Origin of the sequence: Escherichia sp. KS167_9B, from assembly GCF_030295215.1 — a bacterium.
GTDB classification, from domain to species: domain Bacteria; phylum Pseudomonadota; class Gammaproteobacteria; order Enterobacterales; family Enterobacteriaceae; genus Escherichia; species Escherichia coli_F.
Genome location: NZ_AP025754.1, coordinates 1179804 through 1200719 on the forward strand (window position 1 = coordinate 1179804; position 20916 = coordinate 1200719).

A 20916-nucleotide genomic window follows, 5' to 3' on the forward strand; every position below is an offset into this window, starting at 1 on the left:
ACAGGTGGCGTTTGCCACCTGTGTAATATTACTTCAGACGGTCCGCGAGATAACGCTGATAATCGGGGATCAGAATATCGACCGCGTCGTTGAAATGCGGTGACTGGATAATGAAGTCTGCCGTTGCCACGTTGGTGGCAACCGGAATGTTCCATACCGTCGCCAGACGCAGCAAGGCTTTCACGTCAGGATCGTGCGGCACGGCATTTAGTGGGTCCCAGAAGAAAATCAATACATCAATTTTACCTTCTGAGATCAATGCGCCAACCTGCTGGTCCCCCCCCATTGGGCCACTCAACATCGCGTTGACGTTCATGCCGGTCGCGCGGGAAATTAAGTTACCGGTAGTGCCTGTTGCATACAGTACGTGTTGTTCCAGTAACGGTTGATGCCGTTCCACCCAGCTCATCAGCATTTGTTTGCAGTGATCGTGTGCCACCAGCGCAATATGTTTCCGCGCAGGTAAAGTACGTGTCGTCAGTTCCATAATGTACATCCGTAGTTAACTTTCCTACAGATTACTGTAAGCACTTATCGCTGCAAGAGAAAGACCGAAAAAGCCTGCGCACAGGCACAAAAATCTCAGGAAGATGGTTGTTTTTCCGCCCATTGCAGAAAAGTATTTCGCGTTTGTGGGTCAGCCAGTTTAAACCAATACTTCAGCCGTTGTTCTGTGAGCACCTGAGACTGCGGTGGAATAGCATCCAGCTCGGAAACACCCGAAAGCAGCGTACTGTCATCTGCCATCATCGTGGCAAATTGCGGTAGTGAAGCGCGTTTCGCGGATTTGTTATAACGTTCAACCTCGACCTCATAATCAATCGTTTTTGCCGTTGAGGTAATGGCGAGAATATCCAGCTTTACCGGAATCGGCGTCGCATCGCCATCCAACAATTCAAGGCGCGGCGCGGCATCAAAATGGTTAGCTTCCCGCTCATTCTCCAGGCGAGGCAGGCGAAAATTGACCTGGTTGATGAGCTGGGTATTAAAACTGACCACTAGTGGTGGGGAGATATACAGCCGTTCTTCACTATTGGAAAGATGAATCGTCGTCTCAACGCGAAACACTAACTGATGTGGTCCATTATCCAGTTCAATGCTGTCCGCACCGCGCAGCAGAGAGCTGGAAACCTTCTTGCCGTCGAGTACCAGAAGATCGACATCGGTTGAAAGCCGCAGCGTGGTGGCAAAAACGGATACCGGCAAACATAATGCAATCAAGGTGGTCACGATGCCGGTTTTCATAGGTAGCTCCTGTCAAAAGACCGCCCGAATAATAATGTGTCAAAATTTTTCTTTAATCATACTTACTAACATATAGACATAATTCCCGCTTTTGCTCTCATTCATTCGTATTAGCTGCATGGTTGGCATGTCGGCTTTGTCGTACACTTTGTTAAACAGTCTGGAGGAAATAATGAAAGAAACCGATATTGCAGGCATTTTAACGTCCACTCACACCATTGCGCTGGTGGGGGCAAGCGACAAACCCGATCGTCCCAGCTATCGCGTGATGAAATATCTACTCGACCAGGGGTATCACGTCATTCCGGTTTCGCCAAAAGTTGCTGGCAAAACGCTGCTGGGCCAGCAGGGGTATGGCACGCTGGCAGAAGTTCCGGAAAAAGTCGATATGGTCGATGTTTTCCGTAATTCAGAAGCGGCGTGGGGCGTGGCGCAGGAAGCGATCGCCATTGGCGCGAAAACCCTCTGGATGCAACTGGGGGTGATTAATGAGCAAGCGGCAGTACTGGCACGGGATGCCGGGTTAAATGTGGTGATGGATCGCTGCCCGGCTATTGAGATCCCTCGCCTGGGCCTGGCCAAATAAAAAATCCCCGGAAGGCCAAAACCTTCCGGGGATTTGTTCAGGGATTAGTTACGCAGACGCGGGGCCTGAAGTTGTTTGCGGATGGTCTGCGCCAGCTCATCCATGGATGGCTGTTCAGGATGTTCATCCTGCAATTCGCTACTTAGCTGGGCTTCAGCCAGGTAGGTATGAACCGGTAGGCCGTTATCGTCCTCCATCACCACGTGATACCACGGAGCGGCGCGAAGCTCGTCATTCACCGCCAGCTCATCAGGCGACGGTTCAGAGAGCGAATAAACCGGGTCGATATCCACGACCACTCCGAGATAACCTAACAGGGAATGGCGGACCTGCTGGCCGATACCGAATTTGCTGGCAATCATAGTCACCTCCCGGGAAATCTTTACCTTTGATATAAGGGTAAAATTCCACATTTCAAGTTACATGACGCGACAGGCAAACCCTTTCAGATATAGCCCTTCCGGGTAGGTAGCGATCACCGGATGATCGGCTGCCTGACGGAACTGCTCTATAAATTGTACATCACGACCGGCATCAATTGCGGCATCCGCGATGATTTTCTGAAATAAATCGCTGGTCATCAGACCGGAACAGGAGAAAGTCAGGAGAACTCCGCCTTCATTCAGCAACTGAATCGCCAGCATGTTGATGTCTTTATAGCCACGACACGCGCCCATCAACTGGCTTTTATTCTCAACAAACTTCGGCGGGTCCATCACGATAACGTCAAATTTTTCACCGCGATCGCGATAAGTACGCAGCAATTTAAAGACATCATCACGGACAAACTCAGCCTTGCTCAGATCCAGTTTGTTCAGCTCAACATTCTGCCGTGCAATATCCAGCGCTTCCTGGGAGGTATCAACGCTGACAACCTGGCTGCAACCGCCCATCAATGCCGATACGGCGAAACCACCGGTATAGGAGAAACAGTTAAGTACGCGTTTATTTTCAACGTAGCGGCGGGTAGCCAGGCGGCTGTCACGCTGGTCCAGGTAGTAGCCCGTTTTGTGCCCGTGCTGTATGTCCACCAGCAGCTTCATGCCGTGTTCTTCAATCGGCAGCAGGGCAGGCGGTAGCTCTCCGGTAACGGGGCCCTGGGTCAGTTCCATCCCTTCTTTTTTACGTACCGCAACGTCGCTGCGATCGTAAATTGCACATTCCGGGTACAGCGTTTGCAGGGCACTAATTAATGCTGCGCGCTGATATTCTGCCCCAGCACTCAGCAGTTGCAGTACCAGAAAATTACCGAAACGATCGATAGTAATACCCGGCAGGCCATCAGATTCTCCGGCGATTAAACGATAGCTGTCGAGGCCATCTTTTTGCGCCAGCCAGTCACGCCATTTTTGCGCTTGTTGCAAACGGCGGGTAAAAAAAGCAATGTCAATGGATTCAGAGGGGTCAAACGTCCAGACGCGCGCCCGGATTTGCGAAGCTGGCGAATAAGCGCCGCGTGCTAACCATTTTCCCTGATGATCAACAATATCGATGGTTTCACCGAGGTTGGCTTTACCTTCCATGCGGGCAACGGCCCCGGAAAAGACCCACGGATGGCGACGAAGTAATGATTTTTCGCGCCCTTTGGCTAACACTAAACGTACACTCATAATTTACTTTTCTGTCGATGCAAAGAAATGGGCGTCATTGTCCGGAGTTTTCCATGGATTTGCAACGCGTCCATTAAGGATAAGGAGAGCAGCAATGTCGAAAGTCTGCATAATTGCCTGGGTTTACGGGCGAGTTCAGGGCGTAGGATTTCGCTATACCACGCAGTACGAAGCGAAAAAACTCGGGTTAAGCGGCTACGCCAAAAATCTTGACGATGGCAGCGTGGAAGTGGTTGCCTGCGGTGAAGAAGGGCAGGTGGAAAAATTAATGCAGTGGTTAAAGAGTGGCGGCCCGCGTTCTGCACGTGTGGAACGGGTGCTCAGCGAGCCGCATCATCCCTCGGGGGAATTAACCGATTTTCGTATTCGTTAGATACATTTTACCGGTTTTGGCAGGCCAGCAATTTTGGTGGCTTGCTTAGCCGGACCTTTCGGAAACAGTCGGTATAAATAGCGGCTGTTACCTTTTTCTTCGCCAAATTTATTCGCCATCGCTTTTACCAGCATACGAATCGCCGGAGAAGTATTGAATTCCAGATAGAAATCACGCACAAAACGCACCACTTCCCAGTGTTCTGGTGACAGCGTAATCCCTTCGTTCTCTGCAATCATCACTGCCAGCGGCTCACTCCACTGGCTGCTTTCTTTGAGATAGCCTTCGGTATCCGTTTCTATCTCTTTACCTTCGAAGATCAGCATAATTATTACTACCTTAATCAGACTGGCGGCAGTGTAACAAAAAACAAAGCCCCGCATAAAGCGAGGCTATGAAAGTGTTAGCGGGTGAGATTAATCGCGGCTGGCGAAGCCCAGAATGCTCAGCAGGCTGACGAAGATGTTGTACAGCGAAACATACAGGCTAACCGTGGCACGAATATAGTTCGTTTCACCGCCATGAATGATGTTGCTGGTTTCAAACAAGATAGCGCCAGAGGAGATCAGAATGAAGACCGCGCTGATCGCCAGATGCAGGGCAGGCAGCTGCAGGAAGATATTAGCAACCATACCAATCAGCACCACCACAATACCCGCCATCAGCATACCGCCAAGGAACGACATATCTTTGCGGGTGGTCAGCACATACGCAGAGCAGCAGAAGAACACCAATGCCGTTCCGCCCAGCGCCATACCAATCACATCGCCCATTCCGGCAGACAGATAGGTGTTGAGAATTGGTCCGAGGATATAACCCAGAAAACCGGTAAAGGCGAATGCGGAGATAATCCCGGTCGGCTTATTCGCCGTTTTATAGGTCAGGAACATCAAACCATACATACCCACTAGCGTCAGAATCAGACCCGGAGATGGCAGCATCAGCACCGTACTGGCAGTTGCGGTAATCGCCGAAAAGGCCAGCGTCAGGCTCAGCAGAAAATAGGTATTACGCAGCACCTTATGGGTGCTAAGCAGCGATGTACGGTCATGTGAAGAACTAACAATACGATCCATTGAGTCACTCTCTATGACAGATGTAATTAATTAAGCAGCATAATGATAATGCGTAAGGGCACCCAGAAGTTTTACCCATCTTTACGCATTTGATCTGGAACAGGTTTAACAGCGGATTATCAGGTCATTAAGCAAATATAACGCCCTGAGAATTTCGACAGGCAAAAGAAAAAGGGGTTAGCATTTAGCTAACCCCTTATCTTATTTGGCGGAAGCGCAGAGATTCGAACTCTGGAACCCTTTCGGGTCGCCGGTTTTCAAGACCGAAGAAAAATAAAGAAAAATCAGTATAATACGCAAAATAGCCGAAAAGTTAATCAGACTTAACACCAAGAAAAATCAAGATGTTAGGGAGTTATTCAGAGTTAATATACCAGGTCTTTTGCCAGAAAATTTTCTGGATTGTCTACTTACTGACCACAAGCGGCAAATCCAGTGTTGGCGTGATTTTGGTTTTACGATCGTAAATCAACACCTGATTTTCTGTTTTGTGTCCACTGAAAATTTGTTTGTCGCGACTGCTGCCTTCGTAATCTGAAATTCCTTTGGCTTTTATGTCATGGAAGTTGCACCCAAACGGAACCCCGGCTTTTTGCTCGGCTGCACGTTTAGCCTGATTCCACCAGTTGTTCAGCGTTTTAGCTATGACCTTCCCGCCTTTGGTTGTGTTGATCACATACTCGCATGTGCCGGAAGATACATTTCGGGCTAACTGGATCGCCGTACGTAATCGTGGAGACCATTCCTTGATTTGTTTGGTGCCGGTCTTGTTTTGTTCAATGTAAATCCCTTTGTCCATAATATCCTGCCATTTCAGCTCGAGCACATCACCGAGCCTTGCCGCACAGAGATAGGATATCTCCATTGCAATGCGTAACTGTGGAATTGCTTCCGCATATATCGCAGCATACTGTTCATCGGTGATGTAAACAGTACGGGCTTTAAGCGTGAATTTTCTGACTCCTTTGCATGGATTATTTTTCACATACCCACGCTCATATCCCCATCCGTATACGCGACTCAGACTTGCCAGTTCATGGTTTGCCTGGGTCTTGCTCTCAAGCCCCCGCTTATCCATGAAAATTCTTACCTGCTCAATTTTTACATTATCAGCAAGCATTTTCCCGAATACCGCCAGTAATGCCCTTTGATGTTGCCGATAATCTTTTTGGGTTCGGGGGGCCAGTTCTGTAAATGCAGGGGAGTCCATAAACATGTGCCATAATTTAGCTACGGTCATTATGTCGTGGAGTTTTGCCTTTTCCAGTTCATAATTTTGCCAGACTTTAGCCACGCTGGTTTCCCGCACTCTTCCGAGCTTTATCGTCCTTGTGCTTCCTTTGGGCTTCCATACGTAACTGTAACCATTCGATCTAACGCGCGGTGGCAGTACATTATCTTTTTTGTCTTTTCTTGGTCTTCCCATTATTCAGTGCCTCAAAATCGGGTTCAGCAGAAACCAGTTCAGATACTTTTGACATTGCTGTTAGTCCACGTGGAATATCACAGCGTAGAACTATCGGCTCGTTTTTAGGCCCGATTAAAAATGGGATGCCGTGCAGTCTTAACTGGTGTTGCTGTCTTGTGTATCGCTTGTATTTCGTGATCTCTTGAATCTCTGCTGGCGATAGAGTTAATTCATACATGTGGTCACGTGCCTTACAGCATGACCGCCGCCAATATAATTCGGAGGCGGCGATCAGGGTTGAACATTAAAAATCAGCCTGACTCGGGATCAGTTTTTGTATCGTAGCTGTAACGTATTTTGCCTGGTGACGGGCGTCATCCAGTGCATTGTGGTGCACGCCTTCGAATGGAATAACGGTTCTGGCATCAAAGTCGATTGTTTTTCCCAGCTCAACGATTGTGCGTACATCGCGATCGTTGTGGTAGCGCCACGGGCAGGGGATGTCCAGACGTTCGTATGAGGTGCGCAAAATTGCGTTATCGAAAGTTGCACCATTACCCCATACCTGAACGAATTTTTCATCTGAGTATTCGTTGATGAACTCCCGAAACCGCGAAAGGGCATCCTTCAGTTTTACCTGGTCTGTTAAAATGGCAGCTCTGGCTTCACTGGACTGCTTCAGCCACCATTCGATGGTTCCACCGTCAGGAACAGCCCCTGTATTCATTGCGTCAGTCAGACTGATAACGATATAAAATACTGGCCCGATTTCCCCTGTTTTTGGGTCGAAGAAAACCGCACCAATAACCACGATGGGCGCATTGGTGTTGGTTCCCATTGTTTCAAGGTCGATCATCAGGTGGTACCACACTCTGCTGGTGGATGTGATAACGTGATGACCGTTCACCGCAATTAAGGGATCTGCCGTCTCGCCAGTTTCATTATCGCTGGCGTGGTCCTGAGCGCTGCCAGCATTCTCCTTGTGTGGATGTTCAGCGCCTTCCATTTCCTCCGGATCATTTCCCTGAACTTCAACCTGATTCTCTTCATCGAATGTTTCCTGGTATGTTGCGTCGCCCATCACCGCACCACAATCAGGGCAGTTGCCGCCGCCGGTCTGACCGCAGGCGGTGCAGACTTTTTCCGCTTCCTGTTGCGCTACTGGCTCAGGTTGTTTCGTTTCTGGCTCGTTTTGTAACGCATTTGGGCTGTTTTGTTCCGCTTTCTGGTCGTTCTGTTCCGTTTCTTGCTGGTACTGATTCACTGAATCGCGGGTTTCAATCCCCTTCACCCATTTCGGATCATTCGGGTCGCTAATCCCTGCAACAAATTCACCACGTGATACAGCAAGCAACTTATCGGCGTCAGGCTGGCTGATATTGGCTGCCTGCATAAATTTGTTTACTTCGTCAGCGGTAACTTTTACCGGCTCCGGTTGTGCGATCGTGTCAGATGCACCAGTATTTTGTTGTGAACCTGAGTATGTACCGTTTTTGCGGGCAAAATATTCTTCTTTCGTGATTTCAGTAGCCCCTGCAGCCAGCGCCTTATTCAGACCAGAAAGTTTGTTTGCACGACCGTATTTTTCGCCATCCTTGTCGGTGAAGAGGAAGTAGAACGGCCCCTCACGCTCTACAGATGATTCGACTTCCACTTTGCATTCGGTTTTTTCGTTGTCCTGAATTGCCGTTTCCACTGCGTCAGTTTCTGGTACTGGCGACGAGAGAGTATTAGCTGTGCCCTGATTTGTTCCTTCGTCATCTTCAAACACGCCCTTTGTAGTCAGGTATTCAGTGATGTATTTGTTCAGTGCCACGGGATCTTTGTGAATGTCGATCGGGCGTTCACGGACAAGGCCAAAAATAGTCTGGCGGCTGTAGCGAAGCGCATCAGGTTGTTTGCGCATTGATGCGGAGATGCGCTTCCAGTCTTCGCGATCTCTGGCGATAACTTCATTTTTAGCCCAGCGAAGGATGCTGCCGTCAATGTTTCCGGCATCCGCATCACCAGGCCAGAGATAGTAGGCCAGCTCCCTGCCCAGGGTTTTCCATGTCTGCTTGTATTCGCGATGAATGGCGGCAGTTACAGGAGGGATTTTTTCTGCTGGGTTTTCAGTGTGCTGTCGGTTGGCTTTGGCGCGGGCAAGATCAACAACAGACGTGTATTTTCCAGTCTCTTTGCGCTCTGCGTCCTGCCGTTTTTTCCAGTTACGTAATTCAGCCTGAATTTCGGGCCATTTGGTACCCGGCTTACATTTGTGTTTAACCCATCCGATAGCGAACAGTTTGCGTTCCGGATACATAGCGTTAATTTCAGGCGTTTTCATCAATGCTTCAACGATATGCCCGTCAAAGGTAGCCACGTCTTCTTGCAGTAATTCCTGCGCGTCAATCGCCATATCAACGGTGATGTTTTCACATGTACCGAACTTAACCAGGACCGCGTTCTGTACTTCAAGGGATAGCTTGTCAAAATTGACGTTAATAGGATCGGATTCTGGTTCGACCGGAATAAAGGAAGCGGATTCCTCATCCCAGCGGTTTTCCTGCATATATTCGGTATCCCAGGAGTCGATAGCAGGGCGGGGCATGCCGGGTTTATCTTCGCAGACAAGAAATTTATAAGCGCAGTCCTGAGCAGCAGGATATTGCTCCAGGAATTGCCAGGTAAATTTGGCACGGGCGCGGCGTTCATCACCGGCTTCAATGGCAGTGGCTACAGCAACTGCGCCCTCTTCTTTTATTGCCTGTTCGTCCGGAATGGCGGCGCAAATAAAGACTTTACTCATTTTGTTTTAACCTCATTACAGATTTAAGGGTGAACAAATCCCTGCCATTGCTGGCATATAAAAATGAAACCGGATATTAATTACGGTGCTGTTTTAAAGTCCTGCCGGTATTTCGTTATTATTAGTGTGAGTAGTTTTATCTACCGGATAACAGTTACCGGGAATTTTTTGTTCTGCTGCTGCAGCCATGCATTCTTTCATTGAACCGTATAAGCCAGTCACCAGCTCAAGAGATTCGCCGGAAACAAGATAAACTGTCAGAACGAGTGCAAATGTTGTATTCATTGTTTATATCCTTTTTGCAGCAGGTCCAGACGAGCCAGCATTGAAGGAATGCATACTTCATTTAACAGGTCCTGCTCGAGTTTTCTCTGCTTAATGGCGTCTTCAATAAATGTTTTGTCTCCAGTGATAACGCCAATTTCGAAACGAAGTTCAGACGTGCTGGCATTACATGATAACTTTTCCATTATCGCGTCCTCAACAATGAATTTTGTGATGCGGTGCCTGGTGCCTCCACGTGACGTTAACCAGTTAACAATTAACGCCGGATACAGAGAATCCACCCATAACACTGTTTTTGGTTTTAACTGTTCCGCGTGCGCTGAGCCGCATTCACCGCATCACAAAATTCACTTTTAAAAAAGGGCGGCAGAGCAGTCACGGAGTAAAACTGATACCGCCAAATGTCACCAGAATATTGATAACAGAGGGCGTTGTAGCGGGGTTGTCACTTAAGCGTATGGTCAACCTGACAACCCGGTGTCCTCAACGGGGAAAGGCGTCCCTCCCACCCCCGCCATACTTACCGCCGCGCCATTTCGCGGGTCGCCACAACCGGAAGCGCACGGTCGAATTAAATTTAACGACACCGTGCAGTGAGACGAACTTCGCCGTGCGCTTTCGTGTTGTGTGCCTGCTTTTAACCACGTCAGGCGAGGTGGTTTCCGTCATTCCCCAACGACAGGAAATCTGTATAATCTGGATATCCCCAACGATCCAAGGAAATCATATGACAGAGCAAAGAGCACAAGCAGGTGATGGTGTATGGACCGGGATGATATTCTTGACAGAATTTTATATGGCTATTTTCTTGAGCAACTGTTTTCTGTAGCGACTGGTTGTCTCGATAAACTTCTCTCAGTAGTGAGTATTATCTTCGGTTCATCTGTCATTGGCGGATTCATTCCGGAAATTTCTGGCGTTTTTATTGTTGTGATCGCAACCGTCCAAACGATTTATGGATTCGGACAAAAGTCAGGTAATGCCATGAGAAAATCCGCAGAATATTTGCAGCTTTTTGATGATGCAGAAAAATATTCTGATTCGGAATTAAAAATTCAGTTAAAAACTCTGGAAAAAACAGATGATCATATTTGGTCATCACTTAAAGATATTGCGATCTTAAAAACACAGATCAAAATAGGCGTCTCCATCGAACAACAAGAGAAGTTGCCCACAAAATCCAAATTGATGCGATTTCTTTGTGGTTAGGAATATCCAGATTGTTAAAGAGCATGCCGGAGGTTTATCCGTGTCCGGCGCACGCACTTCATCTGCGGAGAACTACTTGAGCTCATTGGTCAGTAGTTTTCAATCACTCGCGAAACGTTTAATGCCGCGCTTTTTGCCAGAGTGGTAATATCCTGCTCCGCTGACACCAGTTCTTTAGAGAGGCGCTCTTTGTAGTCAGCGGCCTGCTTCAGGTCATTAATGGCGCGTATCTTTCCGCACATCCATTCGTAAATTTCATCCTCGGTATAGTCTGGTGCGATGATGACGGGTTCTCGTTTCTGCATACTGATTCCTCGCGGTGCCGCTTCGCTTATCAGTCGTTAGATTTTGCCGAACTGGAAAGCGCCTGTTTAAACTCACTGAAGCTGAGAGCTTCTTCGCCTTCGGCAAGGCCTTCGAAGTATTCTTCGTAAGCCTTTTCCATGATTGCGTCGAAATCCATATCACTCACCTGAATTTCTTTCCAGCCAGCGACGCGCGCCAGCTTCGGTTTTAAACGTTTTGCTTCTGGTATACGTCATCGCGGTGAACGTGCCGTCCTGGTTGGGAAACACGCCGTACACCAGAGATTCGTTGTTGCCAAGATCGATAGTATCCATGCTGACCTCATTTCCCCTTAACGCCGGGGTAGCGGAACAAAAACCTGCTGCATAGTTATTAAAGTTGAACCCTGCCGTCATGTTCTTACGCCTCGGGCTGGCTACTTAACCCCTGACCACTGCCTGGTAACTCGAAGTATTGCCCTGCGTTCTGTGGGGCGGGGTGGGTTGGTATGTATATAATGTACTTTATGTTCAGTGTTGTAAAGTACTTTGAGTACATTTTATGTGTAAAAAAATGAGATGGGAAAAAGTGAAGCACAAACCCGGAGGGGGACGCTACCGGATTTATGCTGGTTTAAGAGGCTTTTTGTTTTTTCTTTCGTGCTAACTCTTCGTAAATTGCATTGTACTTTTGTTTTTTCTCCTCAAGAGTTTTTAAAAGTTCATCTGTCTCACTGTCAGGGAGTTCGTCCAGAAGATCAATGATGATTTTTTGTCTTGGATTTAACTCCTGATAGAAACGTACCTGTCCACTTTCTTCTGTATCCTCTCCCAAAAGATAGGTTGGTGTTGTTCCAATGAGTGTTGCTAATTCCCTTAATTTCTCTCGGCGAGGAATTGTTTCGCCATTAAACCATTTGCTAACCGCTTTTGGTGTTAATTTCATTCGACGGGCAATTTCTGCCTGCCTTCCATGTTGTTCATAACCAGCGTTTTCACAGGCTAGCGCAAGCCTACTGGCGAACTCTTTACGCGCTTTATCTTCATGAACCATAAGTTCAATGATATTCGCTCTTGAATGTACTGTCAGTTCTGTTATAGCATGTACTCAAAGTTCACATTGTGAGGGTGATATGAACCAGAAAACACTTGAAGATGTAATCAAAACTGTTCGCGTTTCTGTTGTGGCCAACGTTTGTGGTGTCAGCCAAAGAGCAATCTACAAATGGATGGATAACGGAAAATTGCCTCGCACTGAATATACTGGCGAAACAAATTATGCTGAAAAAATCGCTCATGCATCAAACGGATTATTTTCTGCCGATGCAATTTTAACTATTGGCAGAAATAAAACTACTACGAAAAAGCTGTTGGGAGTTGATTCATGAAAATCAAGCATGAACACATCCGCATGGCGATGAATGCCTGGGCGCGTTCTGATGGAGAAAAAGTTCCAGCAGCTGGAATAACCCGGGCTTATTTTGAACTGGGTATGACGTTCCCGGAACTGTATGACGACAGCCATCCGGAAGCCCTGGCTCGCAATACTCAGAAAATTTTCCGCTGGGTGGAGAAAGACACCCCTGATGCGGTTAAAAAAATTCAGGCGTTGTTACCAGCTATCGAAAAAGCAATGCCGCCTCTGCTGGTGGCCAGAATGCGCAGCCACAGTTCAGCTTATTTTCGGGAGCTGGTGGAGATGCGGGAGCGACTGGTGAGAGACGCTGATGATTTTGTCGCAGTGGCAATCGCCGGTTTCAATCAGATGAACCGTGGTGGCCCGGCAGGAAATGCTGTGGCAGTACATTGACTGACAATAGCCATATCGAATCGCTTCCGGCAATTCGTGAGTAAAAAGATTCGGTATCAGAAGAGGTGAGAATGGCTAACGCCTGGCTCAGATTATGGCATGACATGCCAAATGATCCTAAGTGGCGAACAATTTCCAGGGTGTCAGGACAGCCAATCGCAACAGTGATGGCTGTGTATATCCACCTTCTGGTGAGCGCGTCACGAAATGTCACGACATGTCACGGCGTGTCACTACGTGGTCACATTGATGTCACGACGGAAGATTTAGCAAGTGCGCTTGATGTGACGGAAGAAGTAATTGATTCAATTTTACAGGCAATGCAGGGGCGGGTGCTTGATGGAGATTTAATCACTGGATGGGAAAAACGCCAGGTACTGAAAGAGGACAACGGTAACGTTTCTCAAACCGCGAAATCTCCGGCAGAGCGCAAGAGAGCGCAGCGCGAGAGGGAAAAATTACGAAAACAGAATGAGGGGGGCCACGACGAGTCACGCATATGTCACGACATGTCACGACGAGTCACGACAGATAAAGATACAGATAGAGAATTAAACCCCACACATAACGCGCGCGCGCGAGAGAGTGCTCCGACCAGTGAGTTGAATGGTGTGCCGTTGCAGACAGCGGAACCTGATTACCTGGAAGGCCTGAGCGAACCCATCGGGAAATTTCCGATGACCGATAGCTGGTATCCGTCACGGGATTTTCGACGACGGGCTGCGTTGTGGGGAGTGGCTCTGCCGGAGCCGGAATTTACACCTGCTGAACTTGCCGCCTTTCGGGACTACTGGGCAGCGGAGGGGAAAGTTTTCTCGCAGGTTCAGTGGGAGCAGAAATTCGCCCGTCACGTAAATCACGTCAGGGCACAGGTTAAACCAGTCAGCAAGGGGGTAAACCATGCAGCAGCACCAGGTGGCACCGCATCACGGGCAGTTCAGGAAATTCGGGCAGCACGTGAGCAGTGGGAACGTGAAAACGGATTTATCAGCGACGGAAACGGCCTGGAAGCTGTGGGAACTCATGGGGGAGGTTTATTCGAACCGCTGGCCCCGGAAGAACGGGGCCGCACCTTCGAAGCTCTGGATTGCACAGATTGGCGCGATGACTGAGCAGCAAATCCGGCAGGTCTGCCGCCAGTGCATGGACCGCTGCCGGGCGGGTGAAACATGGCCTCCGGACCTGGCTGAGTTTGTGGCACTGATTTCGGAAAGCGGAGCCAATCCATTCGGTCTGACGGTGGATGCTGTGATGGAGGAGTACCGCCGCTGGCGCAATGAGTCCTGGCGATACGACGGAAGTGATAAGTACCCGTGGTCTCAGCCTGTGCTGTATCACATTTGCCTCGAGATGCGTTCAAAGGGGATTGAGCGCCAGATGACCGAAGGGGAGTTAAAACGGCTTGCAGAACGGCAACTGACGAAATGGGCAAAGCATGTTGGTAATGGCCTGAGCATTCCGCCAGTCCGGCGACAACTGGCGGCACCCAAACGCCCGTCGGGACCAACGCCAATTGAGTTGCTGAAACAGGAGTATGAACGCCGGAAAACGGCTGGTTTTGTTTGAGTTGAGAAGTGATTTTTACCGGGAGGAAATTTTAATGGAGACTGTTTTTGACGCACTGAAAGCAATGGGGAAAGCCACGTCGGCAGAACTGGCTGCGCGACTTGATATCAGTCGTGAAGAAGTGCTGAACGAGCTGTGGGAACTGAAAAGAAATGGCGTCGTTGATAAAACGGGTCACACCTGGTTTCTGGCTGGTGAAGGTGAATCCGGGGTAACCGAAGAGCAGCCAGCACAATCTGAAGTACCGGATGTGCTGACCGGGGAGGTCGAACAAAAAGTTACCGCGGACATGATGATTGAGTTTATCTGTCAGGATGGGGCTAAAACGTGTGAGGAACTGGCGGATAAGTTCGGTGTCAGCACTCGCAAGGTTGCTTCCACGCTGGCGGTGGTAACCGCAACGGGACGTCTGGCACGCGTAAACCAGAACGGTAAATTTCGCTACTGCATGCCGGGAGATAATTTACCAGCAGAGCCGAAAGCTGCATCGGTAGCGGAAACCGATGGTAAAGCCTTTCCTCAGCCAGCCGGTGTTGCGTTACCAGTACAGGAAGCTGCAACACAGGAAGATATTAAAACAGAAACTGTGGCGGACATGGTGCAGTCGTTACCATCGCTCACCGAAACGCAAGGGGATGACCTGATTTTACCATCACTGCATCTGGCAAACCGCGAACTGCGTCGGGCGAAAAATCATGTCCAGAAGTGGGAGCGTGTCTGCGCCGCGCTGCGGGAGCTGAACAAGTACCGGGATATTATACGGCAGATGAATTGTTCCAGAGAGGATGTGAAGTGAGATGGCGTGGCTGGGTGCGGGCTGAAATCCTTATTCTTCGGCAGTGCGCGGGAACAATGAAGGTAAAAAGCATCGGCAGTCTGATTGGCCGTAGTGAGGCGGCGGTCAGGACGAAAGCCCGGGAGATGGGAATAAGTCTGATTCTGCGTGGTGATTTTCACCAGTCAGCAAAATATCCGCAGAGTGATATTGAGCTGACGCGACAATTGCATCAGCGTGGCGTGTCCAGGAGAGAAATCGCCAGAAAATTTGGAATGCCGCTGCGCACAGTGAATAACTACGTTTATTTCGACAGGAGGGTGTCTGCGTGAAAATCCTGTATCAGGATTACGGCCCGGTGGGACAGGTGGTTATCAGCAGTACTGTAATGGAGTTCCGGAAGCATAACCGTGTGGTGGATGCAGTACTGTTAGCCTGTCCGGGGATATCGGCGAGCCGTGCAGGTGTGTTTTTTATGAAGACGAAGTTATATGGCAGTACAGCGTGGATAAAGAAGGCGTACCGGGTAGCGTTACAGGAGGTAAACAGTGAGCGAAATTAACTGTCAGGCACTGCGAGAGGCGGCAGAGAAAGCAACTAAAGGAAGCTACATCGTAGGGCATACGTCTGTTAACCAGCATGGCAATTTAACAGGAGTTTTTGTTTGTCAAAAATGGAAAGGAGAACCCGGTGGCGTGATTGCAGAATGTCATGTTAACTGCCTGGTTGAAACAGATGCTCAGGCTTACGCAAACGCTGAATTTATTGCTGCCTTTAATCCAAAGGTTGCGCTGGCGATACTGGATAAGCTGGAAGCTAAAGACAAGCGCATTGCAGAACTGGAGGCGAGGGAAATCCAGTTACCTGCTGGCTTCGACCTTCGATATGGACACCCGATAAATGCTGATGAGCGACATGTGATGATACCTAAAGAAAATGGCAACTGGATTCATCGGACTGACTTAGAGCACTCACTACGTGTTGCAGGGATTCGTATTAAAGGAGACTAACGTGGAAATAAAACCAGAAGATGAGTTAAGTAATATTGTTTTATTTCCGGTAAAAGAGGATGACCCACGTAATCAGGTTAATTTTCTTTATGAGCCATCGGAAAGACCATATTGTCATCACGACTCTGTCCGGGTTGACGAAAAAGAGCGTCAGGTCCGCTGTAAAATCTGCGGTGCAGTTGTGGAGCCATTTGACTGGATGCTCTCTGTGGCGAAAAGAGAAACCAGACTGGCAGATGATGTAAGGATCTTGCGCCAGGAGGAACGGGAAAGGCGGAGAAATATAGAAAAGCTAATTCAGATTGAGCGTAACGTGAAATCGCGGATACGCAGGGCGACAAAATCCAGAACAGAATAATTAAATTTAGCACTGTTAAAAATTTAATCCTTAACCGGAGGTATATCAATGTCAAACGCACAGAAAGTTATTAACGCTGAAAAATATAACGAGTGGGTGAAAAAGTTCTCAGAGCAGATTTTTAAAATTACTGGCGACGAGAATGCGGCAAAAAATGAATTAGAGCCGTGGACACCTGAAGGTGTCGACCCAAATTATTGCTGGTGTGATGTTGATCCAGTTGATGCTGCAAATGAAGCTATGAGTTATCACAACGATTAATGTCAGGAGGCCGCCCGAAAGGGCGGTAATGAAAAGTGACTGAATTAACCAAAGAGCAATTAATCGAAGAAGCCAAATTAAAAATAGCGATTGCGAAATGCCACCCCAATTCAGGGATGGCACGGATAGAGGGCGAGTTATTCAAAATTGCACTGGCATCGCTGGTAGCAGAGCCAGCTGGTAAATTGCATGAATACAAACCAGTGGGATATCAGCGTCTGGTCGACGAGTTAACCATGCTGGTAAAGCAGTTAGCTTGGCAACTGAGGAAAGCGAAACCGGGCTGCAAATTACCGGATAAAGCGATGGACTATCTGGAGCGAAACGGACTTATAAGCGTGGAGGATGTTTTACGATGACCTGGCCTGAGGCGTTCACAACGGCAGGAATTGCACTGGCGGTGGCGCTGGTGGAGTATTCGATTTGCCGCTGGGGATAAAAACGATTTGCGGGAAAAGGATAGTTAAGTAGAATTGCTGCGGGTGCTTGAGGCTGTCTGTCTCAGGCATGAACACCAAAAGGCAGATAGAGAAAAGCCCCAGTTAACATTACGCGTCCGGCAAGACGCTTAACATTAATCTGAGGCCATATCTATGCTCTACACACGTAGGTTAGCCTCTTACGTGCCGAAAGGCAAGGAGAAGCAGGCTATGAAGCAGCAAAAGGCGATGCTAATCGCCCTGATCGTCATCTGTTTAACCGTCATAGTGACGGCACTGGTAACGAGGAAAGACCTCTGCGAGGTACGAATCCGAACCGGCCAGACGGAGGTCGCTGTCTTCACAGCTTACGAACCTGAGGAGTAAGAGACCTGGCGGGGGAGAATTCCCTCGCCACCTCTGATGTGTCAGGCTTCCTCAACGCACCCGCACTTAACCCGCTTCGGCGGGTTTTGTTTTTTCTGTGCATTCTGGTTTACAATTCGCACGCCAGCCTGAACAACTGGCACCTGCTGCGCCAGCAGAGACAACCGATGGCGCATGATACCAAATTACACAATTCTGATGATTCTGCCGTCTTTGCCAGCAGGCACGGGCTGCGTTCTCACGCATTCAAATATGACTGGTATCAGCACGATCCCTGCACTGAAGAACAGGCCGAATGGCTGATTCATAACTACCGCAGACGTGGGTATGAGTTTAAGAAAGCCCTCAGTCTCGATTATCGTCACTGGATAATCTACGTCAGGCTCCCTTATTCCGAACGCCCGCCGCGTCCATCCCGCACATTCCAGCAACGGATCTGGAGGTAACGTGCGGGTATTACTTCGACCTGTTCCGGTGCCGGAACTCGGGCTGGTGGTCCTTAAGCCGGGCCGTGAATCTATGCAGGTATTTCATAATCCCCGGGTACTGGTGGAGCCGGAACCGAAAAGCATGCGCGGTCTGCCGTCCGGAGCTGTTCCTGCCGTTCGCCAGGCGCTGGCGGAAGATAAATCATTACTGCCATTTTTCAGCGATGAGCGGGTGATTCGTGCTGCTGGCGGCGCTGGTGCACTGTCTGACTGGCTGTTGCGTCATGTCAAATCCTGCCAGTGGCCTCATGGTGACTATCATCACAGTGAAACCGTCATACATCGTTACGGTACCGGCGCGATGGTGTTGTGCTGGCACTGCGACAACCAGTTGCGTGACCAGACCTCCGAATCACTCGGGCAACTTGCTCATCAAAACCTGTCGGCATGGATGATTGACGTCATACGCCACGCAATGAATGGCACACAAGAGCGGGAATTATCGCTGGCTGAATTGTACTGCTGGGCTGCTGTAAATGATGTAGTGGATGCCATGACCGAAAATATGGCGCGTCGAATCCTGAAGCGTCCGGGTGAAAAAATCCGCTCAATATACCGCGAGAGCGACATCATACCGGGAGAACCGACAGCCACCAGCATACTGAAGCAGCGCACAAAAAATATTGCGCTACCACCTTACGCCCACCAGCAACAGAACCCACCACAGGAAAAGACGGTGGTCAGCATCGCCGTTGATCCGGAGTCTCCTGAATCTTTCATGAAGCGACCTAAACGTCGCCGTTGGGTAAATGAGAAATATACGCGCTGGGTGAAGACACAGCCGTGTGCGTGTTGTGGTCAACCAGCCGACGATCCCCATCACCTGATTGGTCATGGTCAGGGCGGAATGGGAACAAAGGCCCACGATATTTTTACACTACCGCTGTGCCGGGAGCATCACAACGAACTTCATGCGGATCTGCTGGCGTTCGAAGAAAACCATGGTTCCCAGATTGATTTAATTTTTCGTTTTCTTGATCACGCCTTTGCAACCGGCGTGCTTGGGTAAAAGAGGTTACTGATGCGTATAGAGTTTGTTTTGCCTTACCCGCCGACGGTGAACACCTACTGGCGACGTCATGGCAGCACATATTTTGTATCAAAAGCCGGTGAGCGTTATCGCCGTGATGTGGCGCTCATTGTTCGCCAGCAGCGGTTGAAATTAAACCTCTCCGGAAGGCTGGCGATAAAGATTATTGCAGAGCCACCGGATAAGCGCCGTCGTGACCTGGACAATATCCTGAAAGCACTGCTGGATGCGCTGACACATGCGGGGCTGCTTATAGACGACGACCAGTTTGATGAAATCAATATTGTGCATGGTCTGCCTGTTTGCGGTGGGCGACTGGGTGTGAATATATTCGTAATAAGAGGATGTAATGATGTTGCGTGATATTCAGCTGGTTATGGAGCGGTGGGGAGCATGGGCAGCAAATAATCATGAAGATGTAACATGGTCCTCGATAGCTGCTGGTTTTAAAGGATTAATCCCGACTAAAGTGAAATCACGTCCTCAGTGTTCTGATGATGACGCCATGATAATTTGTGGCTGTATGGCACGATTAAACAAGAATAATCAGTATTTGCACGATTTGTTGGTGGATTATTACGTAGGTGGAATGACATTTATGGCTCTTGCACGTAAGCATAGATGTTCTGATGGGCTTATTGGTAAAAGACTTTATAAAGCTGAAGGTATTATTGAAGGAATGCTTATGGCTCTGAATGTCCGGTTAGATATGGATATGCGGTAGGGATATATAGTGACGAGGGTTATGTTTCCTGTGTTTATAATTAATATGTTTATTTTTTGATGGTCATGAATTTTATGGAAGGTAAACAAAATGTTGCCAAGTGAATTGAAAATATTGATAATCAATCATCATCATTAAATAAAAGGAGTGTTTATGTGGATTGTGTTAGCACTGTCACTGTCAACTCTCAGTTGGCATAAGGTAGTGGCTTTTTCATTGTTGACGGTGTCTGTTGTCCTGGCTGTGCTTAATGATATTATTGATTGGCCGGTGTTGTTTTTTGTTGCTACAATCGTTTTTTTTATTATTTTGAAGTTCAACTGGAAATATAACGCCTGGGCTAAATCCATATATGAAGCTGGCATAGTTTTATCAGCCATAGCATTATCTTTCCATTTATGGCCAGGGTTTCACAATCCTGTAGTGCTAAAGTCTGTCACTATCGGACCTCAAAGCACTCCCTATACAATGTATTTTAATTTTGATAAAGCGCTGGTGCCATTTTTGTTAGTCCTGTGTACAGCTTCTTTGTTTAAAAAAGAAGTGAAATCAGAAGTGTCTTTGTGGAAATGGGGGGCTATGTTGCTCTCTGTTCCTCTTATACTGTTTTTGGCTGTTTTTTTTGGTGGGTTAAAGCCAGAGATTCATTTCCCAGAGTGGTTGCCAGAGTTTATATTGGCTAATTTGTTTTTTGTGTCTCTGGCAGAGGAGTCATTATTTAGAGGGTATATTCAATCACGGCTATCAGAAGTGACGTCTCCATTGGTTGCGTTAATTGTGGCGTCTTTGTTGTTTGGTTTTTATCACTATTCAGGTGGTGCTTTACTTGTATTATTTGCCACGTTATCTGGTGTTGTGTATGGATTGTCATGGATGTGGAGTGGGCGCTTGTGGGTGGCAACCCTTTTCCATTTTGGTCTGAATCTGTGTCACTTGTTATTCTTTACCTATCCATTCTTAAAACATAATTGATTTTTTTCTATGGCTTTAAATTTATAACACAGAAAAATAGCAGTATGTGACATTTGCATGAAAAATATGCACGGCAAAGCATTTACGTACGTAAAAAATCATGTATGCTTTTAAGAGTGGTTATTTCACCGCATAGCCTGAACCCGCCTCTGAGCGGGTTTTTTGTGCCCGCAAAGTAGCGCAGTGCGTTAAATGTGCTGGTAGTTATTAATACTGGTCTTTCTGCTTGCTGGCTTTTTAGACAAGAGTTAT

At 48.2% G+C, this 20916-nt stretch carries 34 protein-coding genes and 1 pseudogene; 20 read left to right on the forward strand and 15 right to left on the reverse strand.

The genetic code is table 11. The features are described from left to right. Positions 1-28: 28 nt before the first annotated feature. Both mgsA and QUE34_RS05675 read right to left on the reverse strand, forming a co-directional pair. On the reverse strand, positions 29-487 hold the full coding sequence (gene mgsA / locus QUE34_RS05670; RefSeq protein WP_000424181.1) for a methylglyoxal synthase: 459 nt from the start codon (positions 485-487) through the stop codon (positions 29-31). Positions 488-582: 95 nt separating this feature from the next. After that, positions 583-1245, reverse strand: coding sequence for a DUF2057 family protein (locus QUE34_RS05675; protein ID WP_032302814.1), 663 nt, complete (start codon positions 1243-1245; stop codon positions 583-585). Between the two features lie 172 nt (positions 1246-1417). Between QUE34_RS05675 and QUE34_RS05680 the strand changes: the two genes are divergently transcribed. Beyond that, positions 1418-1831: a CoA-binding protein gene (locus tag QUE34_RS05680; RefSeq protein WP_000665218.1), complete on the forward strand. Its 414-nt coding sequence runs from the start codon at positions 1418-1420 to the stop codon at positions 1829-1831. Between the two features lie 44 nt (positions 1832-1875). Here the strand turns inward: QUE34_RS05680 and hspQ are convergent, their stop codons facing one another. Continuing rightward, positions 1876-2193, reverse strand: a complete 318-nt coding sequence (gene hspQ / locus QUE34_RS05685; RefSeq protein ID WP_001295356.1) for a heat shock protein HspQ — start codon at positions 2191-2193, stop codon at positions 1876-1878. 57 nt (positions 2194-2250) lie between these two features. Next, positions 2251-3441, reverse strand: coding sequence for a 23S rRNA (cytosine(1962)-C(5))-methyltransferase RlmI (gene rlmI / locus QUE34_RS05690; RefSeq protein ID WP_000116275.1), 1191 nt, complete (start codon positions 3439-3441; stop codon positions 2251-2253). Between the two features lie 94 nt (positions 3442-3535). On the opposite strand from rlmI, the gene yccX reads away from it, so the two are divergent. Continuing rightward, on the forward strand, positions 3536-3814 hold the full coding sequence (gene yccX / locus QUE34_RS05695; RefSeq protein ID WP_000048228.1) for an acylphosphatase: 279 nt from the start codon (positions 3536-3538) through the stop codon (positions 3812-3814). Here the strand turns inward: yccX and tusE are convergent. From tusE to dicB, 7 genes are all read right to left on the reverse strand, one after another. After that, positions 3811-4140: a sulfurtransferase TusE gene (tusE, locus tag QUE34_RS05700; protein WP_032302816.1), complete on the reverse strand. Its 330-nt coding sequence runs from the start codon at positions 4138-4140 to the stop codon at positions 3811-3813. The genes yccX and tusE overlap by 4 nt on opposite strands. A gap of 90 nt (positions 4141-4230) precedes the next feature. Next, positions 4231-4890 carry an FtsH protease modulator YccA gene (gene yccA, locus QUE34_RS05705; RefSeq protein ID WP_000375142.1) on the reverse strand — a complete coding sequence of 220 codons (660 nt, stop codon included), beginning with the start codon at positions 4888-4890 and terminating at the stop codon, positions 4231-4233. A gap of 406 nt (positions 4891-5296) precedes the next feature. Next, positions 5297-6316, reverse strand: a complete 1020-nt coding sequence (locus QUE34_RS05710) for a tyrosine-type recombinase/integrase (protein ID WP_001364438.1) — start codon at positions 6314-6316, stop codon at positions 5297-5299. Further along, positions 6285-6536, reverse strand: a complete 252-nt coding sequence (locus QUE34_RS05715) for a DUF4224 domain-containing protein (protein WP_000273162.1) — start codon at positions 6534-6536, stop codon at positions 6285-6287. The genes QUE34_RS05710 and QUE34_RS05715 overlap by 32 nt, the downstream gene beginning before the upstream one ends. 66 nt (positions 6537-6602) lie before the next feature. After that, a complete protein-coding gene (locus QUE34_RS05720; RefSeq protein WP_100733987.1) occupies positions 6603-9086 on the reverse strand; it encodes a 3'-5' exonuclease in 2484 nt (827 codons plus the stop codon). Positions 9087-9179: 93 nt separating this feature from the next. After that, positions 9180-9371, reverse strand: coding sequence for a DUF1482 family protein (locus QUE34_RS05725; RefSeq protein ID WP_001098307.1), 192 nt, complete (start codon positions 9369-9371; stop codon positions 9180-9182). Continuing rightward, positions 9368-9556: a cell division inhibition protein DicB gene (gene dicB / locus QUE34_RS05730; RefSeq protein ID WP_000413705.1), complete on the reverse strand. Its 189-nt coding sequence runs from the start codon at positions 9554-9556 to the stop codon at positions 9368-9370. The genes QUE34_RS05725 and dicB overlap by 4 nt, the downstream gene beginning before the upstream one ends. A gap of 577 nt (positions 9557-10133) precedes the next feature. On the opposite strand from dicB, the gene QUE34_RS05735 reads away from it, so the two are divergent. Continuing rightward, positions 10134-10580: a hypothetical protein gene (locus QUE34_RS05735; protein WP_075843310.1), complete on the forward strand. Its 447-nt coding sequence runs from the start codon at positions 10134-10136 to the stop codon at positions 10578-10580. 89 nt (positions 10581-10669) lie between these two features. On the opposite strand, the gene QUE34_RS05740 is transcribed toward QUE34_RS05735, so the two are convergent. The 4 genes from QUE34_RS05740 to QUE34_RS05755 form a co-directional block, all read right to left on the reverse strand. Then, positions 10670-10885 carry a hypothetical protein gene (locus tag QUE34_RS05740; RefSeq protein WP_001171961.1) on the reverse strand — a complete coding sequence of 72 codons (216 nt, stop codon included), beginning with the start codon at positions 10883-10885 and terminating at the stop codon, positions 10670-10672. A 29-nt stretch (positions 10886-10914) separates the two neighbouring features. Continuing rightward, complete coding sequence (gene ydfB, locus QUE34_RS05745) at positions 10915-11043, reverse strand: protein YdfB (protein ID WP_000344891.1); 129 nt, start codon at positions 11041-11043, stop codon at positions 10915-10917. Between the two features lies 1 nt (position 11044). Then, positions 11045-11200 carry a DUF1391 family protein gene (locus tag QUE34_RS05750; protein ID WP_050866356.1) on the reverse strand — a complete coding sequence of 52 codons (156 nt, stop codon included), beginning with the start codon at positions 11198-11200 and terminating at the stop codon, positions 11045-11047. Positions 11201-11498: 298 nt separating this feature from the next. After that, entirely contained in the window at positions 11499-11918 is a 420-nt protein-coding gene (locus tag QUE34_RS05755) for a helix-turn-helix domain-containing protein (protein WP_000233320.1), read from the reverse strand. A gap of 79 nt (positions 11919-11997) precedes the next feature. Here QUE34_RS05755 and QUE34_RS05760 point away from each other — a divergent pair, with 79 nt between their 5' ends. From QUE34_RS05760 to QUE34_RS05840, 17 genes and pseudogenes are all read left to right on the forward strand, one after another. Beyond that, on the forward strand, positions 11998-12252 hold the full coding sequence (locus tag QUE34_RS05760) for a helix-turn-helix transcriptional regulator (RefSeq protein ID WP_075843309.1): 255 nt from the start codon (positions 11998-12000) through the stop codon (positions 12250-12252). Then, on the forward strand, positions 12249-12674 hold the full coding sequence (locus tag QUE34_RS05765; RefSeq protein WP_000693896.1) for a toxin YdaT family protein: 426 nt from the start codon (positions 12249-12251) through the stop codon (positions 12672-12674). The genes QUE34_RS05760 and QUE34_RS05765 overlap by 4 nt, the downstream gene beginning before the upstream one ends. Positions 12675-12745: 71 nt before the next feature. Beyond that, positions 12746-13786, forward strand: coding sequence for a DnaT-like ssDNA-binding domain-containing protein (locus QUE34_RS05770; protein ID WP_123059908.1), 1041 nt, complete (start codon positions 12746-12748; stop codon positions 13784-13786). Beyond that, positions 13779-14240, forward strand: a complete 462-nt coding sequence (locus QUE34_RS05775) for a replication protein P (protein WP_000139472.1) — start codon at positions 13779-13781, stop codon at positions 14238-14240. Before QUE34_RS05770 ends, QUE34_RS05775 begins: the two co-directional genes overlap by 8 nt. Before the next feature lie 34 nt (positions 14241-14274). Next, positions 14275-15036 carry a DUF1627 domain-containing protein gene (locus QUE34_RS05780; RefSeq protein ID WP_286338938.1) on the forward strand — a complete coding sequence of 254 codons (762 nt, stop codon included), beginning with the start codon at positions 14275-14277 and terminating at the stop codon, positions 15034-15036. A gap of 56 nt (positions 15037-15092) precedes the next feature. Further along, the gene (locus tag QUE34_RS05785; protein ID WP_077630125.1) at positions 15093-15347 is read left to right on the forward strand and encodes a DNA-binding protein; all 255 of its coding nucleotides are present in this window, start codon (positions 15093-15095) and stop codon (positions 15345-15347) included. Continuing rightward, positions 15344-15577, forward strand: coding sequence for a hypothetical protein (locus QUE34_RS05790; RefSeq protein ID WP_000699805.1), 234 nt, complete (start codon positions 15344-15346; stop codon positions 15575-15577). Before QUE34_RS05785 ends, QUE34_RS05790 begins: the two co-directional genes overlap by 4 nt. Continuing rightward, positions 15564-15887, forward strand: a pseudogene (locus tag QUE34_RS05795) (ead/Ea22-like family protein); the annotation flags it as partial. The gene QUE34_RS05790 and the pseudogene QUE34_RS05795, both read left to right, overlap by 14 nt. Before the next feature lie 139 nt (positions 15888-16026). Further along, entirely contained in the window at positions 16027-16383 is a 357-nt protein-coding gene (locus tag QUE34_RS05800) for a hypothetical protein (RefSeq protein ID WP_077902809.1), read from the forward strand. 48 nt (positions 16384-16431) lie between these two features. Next, positions 16432-16644, forward strand: a complete 213-nt coding sequence (locus QUE34_RS05805) for a hypothetical protein (RefSeq protein ID WP_075843161.1) — start codon at positions 16432-16434, stop codon at positions 16642-16644. A 35-nt stretch (positions 16645-16679) separates the two neighbouring features. Then, positions 16680-17003 (forward strand): hypothetical protein, encoded by a 324-nt coding sequence (locus tag QUE34_RS05810; protein ID WP_077902808.1) that lies wholly within the window; start codon positions 16680-16682, stop codon positions 17001-17003. Between the two features lie 291 nt (positions 17004-17294). Further along, positions 17295-17450: a type I toxin-antitoxin system toxin HokD gene (gene hokD / locus QUE34_RS05815; protein WP_000813254.1), complete on the forward strand. Its 156-nt coding sequence runs from the start codon at positions 17295-17297 to the stop codon at positions 17448-17450. Between the two features lie 167 nt (positions 17451-17617). Continuing rightward, the gene (locus tag QUE34_RS05820; RefSeq protein ID WP_001360563.1) at positions 17618-17896 is read left to right on the forward strand and encodes a hypothetical protein; all 279 of its coding nucleotides are present in this window, start codon (positions 17618-17620) and stop codon (positions 17894-17896) included. A gap of 1 nt (position 17897) precedes the next feature. After that, positions 17898-18947 carry a DUF968 domain-containing protein gene (locus tag QUE34_RS05825; RefSeq protein WP_001360564.1) on the forward strand — a complete coding sequence of 350 codons (1050 nt, stop codon included), beginning with the start codon at positions 17898-17900 and terminating at the stop codon, positions 18945-18947. Positions 18948-18959: 12 nt separating this feature from the next. Further along, on the forward strand, positions 18960-19331 hold the full coding sequence (locus tag QUE34_RS05830; protein ID WP_075843160.1) for a RusA family crossover junction endodeoxyribonuclease: 372 nt from the start codon (positions 18960-18962) through the stop codon (positions 19329-19331). After that, positions 19324-19692, forward strand: a complete 369-nt coding sequence (locus QUE34_RS05835) for an antiterminator Q family protein (protein ID WP_024212281.1) — start codon at positions 19324-19326, stop codon at positions 19690-19692. The genes QUE34_RS05830 and QUE34_RS05835 overlap by 8 nt, the downstream gene beginning before the upstream one ends. A 153-nt stretch (positions 19693-19845) precedes the next feature. Further along, positions 19846-20664, forward strand: coding sequence for a CPBP family intramembrane glutamic endopeptidase (locus tag QUE34_RS05840; protein WP_105283012.1), 819 nt, complete (start codon positions 19846-19848; stop codon positions 20662-20664). Positions 20665-20916 lie beyond the last annotated feature (252 nt).

Bases quoted from the DNA above. Each gene is read 5' to 3' on its own strand.
- QUE34_RS05840 (WP_105283012.1), top strand. From the start codon at position 19,846: ATGTGGATTGTGTTAGCACTGTCACTGTCAACTCTCAGTTGGCATAAG.
- QUE34_RS05805 (WP_075843161.1), top strand. From the start codon at position 16,432: ATGTCAAACGCACAGAAAGTTATTAACGCTGAAAAATATAACGAGTGG.
- QUE34_RS05755 (WP_000233320.1), bottom strand. From the start codon at position 11,918: ATGGTTCATGAAGATAAAGCGCGTAAAGAGTTCGCCAGTAGGCTTGCG.
- dicB (WP_000413705.1), bottom strand. From the start codon at position 9,556: ATGGAAAAGTTATCATGTAATGCCAGCACGTCTGAACTTCGTTTCGAA.
- QUE34_RS05830 (WP_075843160.1), top strand. From the start codon at position 18,960: ATGCGTATAGAGTTTGTTTTGCCTTACCCGCCGACGGTGAACACCTAC.
- QUE34_RS05770 (WP_123059908.1), top strand. From the start codon at position 12,746: ATGGCTAACGCCTGGCTCAGATTATGGCATGACATGCCAAATGATCCT.
- QUE34_RS05740 (WP_001171961.1), bottom strand. From the start codon at position 10,885: ATGCAGAAACGAGAACCCGTCATCATCGCACCAGACTATACCGAGGAT.
- ydfB (WP_000344891.1), bottom strand. From the start codon at position 11,043: ATGGATTTCGACGCAATCATGGAAAAGGCTTACGAAGAATACTTCGAA.
- QUE34_RS05775 (WP_000139472.1), top strand. From the start codon at position 13,779: ATGACTGAGCAGCAAATCCGGCAGGTCTGCCGCCAGTGCATGGACCGC.
- yccX (WP_000048228.1), top strand. From the start codon at position 3,536: ATGTCGAAAGTCTGCATAATTGCCTGGGTTTACGGGCGAGTTCAGGGC.
- QUE34_RS05725 (WP_001098307.1), bottom strand. From the start codon at position 9,371: ATGAATACAACATTTGCACTCGTTCTGACAGTTTATCTTGTTTCCGGC.
- QUE34_RS05820 (WP_001360563.1), top strand. From the start codon at position 17,618: ATGGCGCATGATACCAAATTACACAATTCTGATGATTCTGCCGTCTTT.
- QUE34_RS05680 (WP_000665218.1), top strand. From the start codon at position 1,418: ATGAAAGAAACCGATATTGCAGGCATTTTAACGTCCACTCACACCATT.
- QUE34_RS05760 (WP_075843309.1), top strand. From the start codon at position 11,998: ATGAACCAGAAAACACTTGAAGATGTAATCAAAACTGTTCGCGTTTCT.
- QUE34_RS05785 (WP_077630125.1), top strand. From the start codon at position 15,093: ATGAAGGTAAAAAGCATCGGCAGTCTGATTGGCCGTAGTGAGGCGGCG.
- rlmI (WP_000116275.1), bottom strand. From the start codon at position 3,441: ATGAGTGTACGTTTAGTGTTAGCCAAAGGGCGCGAAAAATCATTACTT.
- QUE34_RS05780 (WP_286338938.1), top strand. From the start codon at position 14,275: ATGGAGACTGTTTTTGACGCACTGAAAGCAATGGGGAAAGCCACGTCG.
- tusE (WP_032302816.1), bottom strand. From the start codon at position 4,140: ATGCTGATCTTCGAAGGTAAAGAGATAGAAACGGATACCGAAGGCTAT.
- QUE34_RS05710 (WP_001364438.1), bottom strand. From the start codon at position 6,316: ATGGGAAGACCAAGAAAAGACAAAAAAGATAATGTACTGCCACCGCGC.
- hspQ (WP_001295356.1), bottom strand. From the start codon at position 2,193: ATGATTGCCAGCAAATTCGGTATCGGCCAGCAGGTCCGCCATTCCCTG.
- mgsA (WP_000424181.1), bottom strand. From the start codon at position 487: ATGGAACTGACGACACGTACTTTACCTGCGCGGAAACATATTGCGCTG.
- hokD (WP_000813254.1), top strand. From the start codon at position 17,295: ATGAAGCAGCAAAAGGCGATGCTAATCGCCCTGATCGTCATCTGTTTA.
- QUE34_RS05715 (WP_000273162.1), bottom strand. From the start codon at position 6,536: ATGTATGAATTAACTCTATCGCCAGCAGAGATTCAAGAGATCACGAAA.
- QUE34_RS05735 (WP_075843310.1), top strand. From the start codon at position 10,134: ATGGACCGGGATGATATTCTTGACAGAATTTTATATGGCTATTTTCTT.
- QUE34_RS05720 (WP_100733987.1), bottom strand. From the start codon at position 9,086: ATGAGTAAAGTCTTTATTTGCGCCGCCATTCCGGACGAACAGGCAATA.
- QUE34_RS05765 (WP_000693896.1), top strand. From the start codon at position 12,249: ATGAAAATCAAGCATGAACACATCCGCATGGCGATGAATGCCTGGGCG.
- QUE34_RS05675 (WP_032302814.1), bottom strand. From the start codon at position 1,245: ATGAAAACCGGCATCGTGACCACCTTGATTGCATTATGTTTGCCGGTA.
- QUE34_RS05750 (WP_050866356.1), bottom strand. From the start codon at position 11,200: ATGGATACTATCGATCTTGGCAACAACGAATCTCTGGTGTACGGCGTG.
- yccA (WP_000375142.1), bottom strand. From the start codon at position 4,890: ATGGATCGTATTGTTAGTTCTTCACATGACCGTACATCGCTGCTTAGC.